This window comes from Clostridium sp. (assembly GCF_032552055.1).
Classification (GTDB): Bacteria; Bacillota; Clostridia; order Clostridiales; family Clostridiaceae; genus Clostridium.
This window is the reverse complement of the sequence record NZ_JAWGSV010000207.1, coordinates 1-5,557: the sequence shown is the minus strand read 5'-3', so window position 1 is coordinate 5,557 and position 5,557 is coordinate 1. Positions and strand designations below refer to the sequence as shown.

The 5,557-nt window shown below is 29.8% G+C and carries 6 protein-coding genes; all 6 read right to left on the bottom strand.

The annotated features are described in order from the left end of the window. The coding region (locus E6248_RS12360) for a HAMP domain-containing protein (RefSeq protein WP_316341103.1) at nucleotides 1–851 on the bottom strand (851 nt) is incomplete at its 3' end. Between the two features lie 138 nt (nucleotides 852–989). After that, a complete protein-coding gene (rbr, locus tag E6248_RS12355; protein WP_316341105.1) occupies nucleotides 990–1,577 on the bottom strand; it encodes a rubrerythrin in 588 nt (195 codons plus the stop codon). Nucleotides 1,578–1,725: 148 nt separating this feature from the next. Continuing rightward, the gene (locus E6248_RS12350) at nucleotides 1,726–3,597 is read right to left on the bottom strand and encodes a fructose-specific PTS transporter subunit EIIC (RefSeq protein WP_316341102.1); all 1,872 of its coding nucleotides are present in this window, start codon (nucleotides 3,595–3,597) and stop codon (nucleotides 1,726–1,728) included. Between the two features lie 15 nt (nucleotides 3,598–3,612). Next, nucleotides 3,613–4,518, bottom strand: a complete 906-nt coding sequence (gene pfkB / locus E6248_RS12345) for a 1-phosphofructokinase (protein WP_136007626.1) — start codon at nucleotides 4,516–4,518, stop codon at nucleotides 3,613–3,615. After that, nucleotides 4,515–5,267 (bottom strand): DeoR/GlpR family DNA-binding transcription regulator, encoded by a 753-nt coding sequence (locus E6248_RS12340; protein ID WP_136007627.1) that lies wholly within the window; start codon nucleotides 5,265–5,267, stop codon nucleotides 4,515–4,517. Before E6248_RS12340 ends, pfkB begins: the two co-directional genes overlap by 4 nt. Before the next feature lie 189 nt (nucleotides 5,268–5,456). Further along, nucleotides 5,457–5,557, bottom strand: a 101-nt coding sequence (locus E6248_RS12335) for a (2Fe-2S)-binding protein (RefSeq protein WP_316341104.1), incomplete at its 5' end; no start/stop codon positions are given.

Sequence of the window (5,557 nt, the reverse complement as noted above, 5' to 3'; positions counted from 1 at the left end):
AATAATACTATTGGATCAGATATACTTTTTATTATATTTATTGACTTGTCCTTCTCAGCTTGTAAACTTCCCTTAGATTCTATCTCAAATTGATAAAGTCTATTTACCATATTATTAAATTCTAATGCTAGCTCACCTATTTCATCATTATAAACTATAGGAGCCTTCTTATTTAAATTGCCTTCTTTAACTGACTTAATTGCATCTAATAACAAAGTAATAGGATTAAAGTACCTATTAGTTAGAAACATGGCAATAGATCCACCTAACACTGAAACTATTAACGCCATAAAACCTATTATATAAATAGATGTTTGTGCCATACTTCTTAAGCTTTCCTTTTTACTAAATAGAATTTCTTCATTTAAATCTGATAAATTCTCTAAGGAAGTATTAATGGTATCGATTTGAGGTACTATCTTTTCATAATAATACTCTACTATTTCTTCATGGTTACTACCATTACTTATATCCTGAAGGGATGAAAATAACTTTCCAAATTCAATATATTGATTGTTTATTTCATCTACAACATCAAGTTCCCCTTCTTCTGTAACATTTCCTTTCTCAATATAAAACCATTTATAAAATTCATCATCATTTTTATGAAACAAATTTAATGCTTCTTCCTTATTTCCTTGAAGATAAATTAAGATAGCTTTATCTTGATTATTAATAGCGTTTATCATATTATTTACAGAATCAATGCTCATATAGTTATTACTTATAAATCCATTTATATAATTTCTTATTGAATTTGTACTTACAGTAGATGCTGCTCCTACTAATATAATAAGTAATACTAAAGCAAGATATATCCCTGTGAACTTTTTTTTCAAAGACTTAAACATAATAATACCCCTTTATGTATTTCTAGTATTATATTAATTATATCTCTTAAATAACTTATTAATCTATATGTATTTGTCATTATATAAATATAAAAATTAAAAGAACCTGAAAGTAACACTTTCAGGTTCTTAGAACTATTAATATGCTTCAGTACATACTTCAAAGTAAGCTTTTGGATGTAAGCATGCTGGACATAATTCTGGAGCTTCTTTTCCTTCGAAAATAAATCCACAATTTCCACATTTCCAAAGAACTACTTCTTCTCTCTTAAACACTGTTCCATTTTCTACATTCTTTAATAATGCATTATATCTTCTTTCATGCATGTTTTCTACTTCACTAATCTTATCATAAGCTGCTGCTATAGCTGGGAATCCTTCTTCTCTTGCTATTCTAGCAAACTCAGGATAATCGTGAGACCATTCTTCATGTTCTCCAGCTGCTGCTGCTCTTAAATTGTCTGCAGTACTTTCATATAACCCTACTGGATATGCTGCATTGATTTCAATAGCTTCTCCTGCAAATTCATCCTTTAAGAATTTGTAAAATCTCTTAGCATGTTCTTTTTCTTGTTCAGCTGTTTCCATAAATATGTTTGAAATTTGAACAAAACCTTCTTTCTTAGCTACGCTTGAATAATAAGTATATCTAGTTCTAGCTTGGCATTCACCTGCGAATGATTTCATAAGATTTTCTGCTGTCTTTGTACCTTTTAAGCTTTTCATCATAATCACACTCCTATAATTTAATTAGTATTGTTATACTAAACTTCCTACATTTATATTATATTACAATCTTGTCCTTTTTACAAAGGACTAATTTACAAATAACAGTAATTATTCAAATCTTATATTAAATGATTTAATTTTAATACTAATATTTACTTTTCTTTAGAAGTGCTAAAACTATCATACCTAATAATGAACCAACAACTAATGCAACAAAGTATCCTAAAGGATTGCTTATAACTGGTAATACAAATATACCACCATGAGGAGCTCTAAGCGCACAACCAAAGAACATTGATAACGCACCTGCAGTTGCTGATCCTACCACACAAGCTGGAATAACTCTTAATGGATCTGCTGCTGCAAAAGGTATTGCTCCTTCTGTTATAAATGATAATCCCATGATATAGTTAGTTAATGCTGATTGTCTTTCTTTCTTAGTGAACTTATTTTTGAAGAAAGTTGTACATAGCGCAATTGCTAAAGGAGGAACCATTCCACCAATCATAACTGCTGCCATAAATTCAAATTGTCCATTTGCTAAAGAAGCTGTTCCGAAAACATATGCTGCTTTATTTAAAGGCCCTCCCATATCAAATGCCATCATTCCACCTAAAACTGCTCCAAGTAATATTCTACTACTCTCACCCATGTTATTTAAAACATTTGTAATTCCATTATTTAAGGCTGCTACTGGAGGATTTATTATAAACATAATTATTGCACCAATCATTAATATTCCAAAGAATGGATATAGTAGTACTGGCTTTAGACCTTCAAAACTATTCGGAAGTTTTTCAAATAACTTCTTTAATCCAACTATTAAATATCCCGCAATGAAACCTGCAAGTAATGCTCCTAAGAATCCTGAACCTCCCTTATTAGCAAGCATCCCACCTACAAAACCTACTGCAAGTGCTGGTCTATCACCTATACTCATTGCAATATACCCAGCTAATATAGGTAACATAAAGTCAAAGGCAGTTCCTCCAACAGTTTTCAAGAATGCTGCAAATGGTGTATTCATACCAAAGTTTGCAGGATCTATGCTATAATCATCAAATAAAAATGCTAGAGCTATTAATATACCTCCACCAATAACAAATGGTAGCATATGTGAAACTCCATTCATAAGGTGCTTATATATTTGATGTCCTATACCTTCTTTTTCTCCAGTAGATTCTTCTTCTGAACTTTTTGACCCATTATGATGATAAATAGGTGCATCTCCTGATGTAGCTCTACTTATTAATTCTTCAGACTTATGAATTCCATTAGAAACCTTAGTTTGAATTACTTTTTTTCCATCAAATCTTGCCATTTCAACTTTTTTATCAGCTGCTATAATAATGCATTCAGCTTCTTCTATTTCCTTAGAAGTTAATACATTTTTAGCTCCACCTGAACCATCAGTTTCTACTTTTATTGAAACTCCCATTTCCTTCGCCTTTTCTTCTAAGCTTTCAGCTGCCATATAAGTATGGGCAATTCCGGTAGGACATGCTGTTACTGCTAATACTCTATATCCATCTTTATTTTCTTCTTTTACTTTATTAACCTTTTTGTTTTCAAATTCATCAATTAATTTTATAAATTCTTCTGGTGTTTTTGAATTTTCTAGAGCTTTTCTAAACTTTTCATCCATTAACATAGTTGAAAGTCTTGCTAAAACTTCTAAATGTAAATTGTTCTCTCCATCTGGGGCAGCTATTAAAAAGAATATTTTGGCTGGATTGCCATCTAAGGAATCATAATCGACTCCATCATTAACTATCATAGCTGCTAAACCTGCATCCTTAACAGCCTTCGTTTTAGCATGTGGTATTGCTACCCCATCTCCAATTCCAGTAGTACTAAGTTCTTCTCTAGCTAAAACAGCTTTTTTATACTCATTCTTATCTCTTATATTTCCTGAGGCATCCATTAAATTAACTAACATATTTATAGCATCTTTTTTAGAATCAACCTTAGGATTTATTGATATAGATTTTCTATTTAATAAATCTGTAATTTTCATAATTAATCCTCCATCCTATAATATTTCTTTTAACAATTCATACACCTTATCTTTAGTTGCTAATCCTTCTGAAAAAGCACTAGCACTTCCTGTTGCAACTCCCATCTTAAAAGCTTCTTCAAAATTCTTATTCTTTAAATATCCTGCTATAAAGCCACCAACCATAGAATCTCCTGCTCCTACAGAATTAACTAGCTTTCCTTTTGGAGCTGATGATTTTATAACTCTATTATCTTCTGTTATGAATATGGCCCCATCTCCAGCCATAGAAATTAGCACATTCCTAGCTCCCATTTCTTTAAGTTTTTTTGCATAAATAATAATTTCTTCTTCATTTTTAATTTCAATATTAAATAAGTCCCCTAATTCATGGTGATTTGGTTTAATTAAAAATGGTCTATATCTTAAAACATTTAATAATAAATCTCTTGTTGCATCTACTATAATCTTTACTGCTTTATCTTTTAACCTTTCCATGATTATTTCATATATATTTTCTGGAAGGGTATTTGGAATGCTTCCTGCTAAAACTAATACATCACCTTCTTTCAATAAATCTAATTTTTTATATAATTTATCTAAATCGTTATCAGTAATATCTGGCCCTTGACCATTTATCTCTGATTCTTCATTAGATTTTAACTTAACATTTATTCTAGACAAACCATTATTAAGCTTTATAAAATCTGTTTTACATCCCATACGCTTTACTTTATTTTCTATTTCTTCTCCAGTAAAACCAGCAATATATCCAAGTGCTATATTTTCTACATTTAAATTATTTAAAACTATAGAAACATTGATTCCTTTTCCTCCTGCATATATTTCTTCATAAGATGTTCTATTAACTTGCCCTAATTTGAAATCATCAACTCTAACTATATAATCTAAAGCTGGATTAAATGTTATCGTATATATCATAATTTTAAGACCTCCACTATTTCAGTTTTATCATAATACCTAGTATCTTCTATTTCTGTAGTAATTATTATTGCTTCGTCTACTTCTGCAAATGTAATGCAACTTATTTCATTAAATTTTGTTTTATCTGCAAGTATATATGCGTTTCTTGTCCTTTTAATAGCTTCTTCTTTAACTAAAGCTTCTTTCATATCTGGAGTAGTAAAGCCTCTATTTTCAGAAATACCATTAGTTCCAAAAAAGCCTTTAGTAAAGTTATATCTCCTTAAACTATTTATAGCCTCAACACCTACTATTGCTTCAGTAGAAGTTTTTAACTCACCCGCAATAATATAAGTTGTAAATCCTTTACCTATTAATCTCTTAGCCTGATTTATACCGTTAGTTACATATACTGCACTTGTTTCTTCTAAATAATCTATTATTAAATTTGTTGTTGTTCCTGAGTCTATATATACAAAATCATCCTTAGTTACTAAACTAGCTGCATACTTTGCAATGATAGCCTTATCTTGCATATTTAAATTTTCTCTTATGGATAAGTTATCATCCTTTGTATTAAACTCATTTTCAACTAGAGTAGCACCTCCATGAACTTTCTTAAGCTTACCTTCTGCATTTAATGAATTTAAGTCTCTTCTAATTGTTGACTCTGAAGTATCTAACATTTTTACGAGTTCACTTACATATACCACCGAATTTTTATTAAGCTCCTCTAATATTAGCTTATGTCTTTCTTCTGTTAACATAAAAATCACTCCTTGATTAAATAATACTACGTTCCAAAATCGTTTTCAAGAATTTTCGTTCAAATTAATGCAAAAACATTCAAATATTTTTTTCATATAATCATAAACGTTCACTTTTTGATAAAAATAAAAAAATAGACCTATTATATATCTAATAAATCTTTTTTCTAATATAAATATATAATAAGTCTATCTTTTTACTTCAATTACATTTTGTATTAATGGTCTACATCTCCCACAAGTAGTTCCTGCCTTAGTAATTTCTCCTACTTTTTCAACAGTATCTGCGC

What these genes read in the sequence shown, in the direction of transcription:
- E6248_RS12350 (WP_316341102.1), bottom strand. Translation starts at nt 3,597, where the DNA reads ATGAAAATTACAGATTTATTAAATAGAAAATCTATATCAATAAATCCT.
- E6248_RS12340 (WP_136007627.1), bottom strand. Translation starts at nt 5,267, where the DNA reads ATGTTAACAGAAGAAAGACATAAGCTAATATTAGAGGAGCTTAATAAA.
- pfkB (WP_136007626.1), bottom strand. Translation starts at nt 4,518, where the DNA reads ATGATATATACGATAACATTTAATCCAGCTTTAGATTATATAGTTAGA.
- rbr (WP_316341105.1), bottom strand. Translation starts at nt 1,577, where the DNA reads ATGAAAAGCTTAAAAGGTACAAAGACAGCAGAAAATCTTATGAAATCA.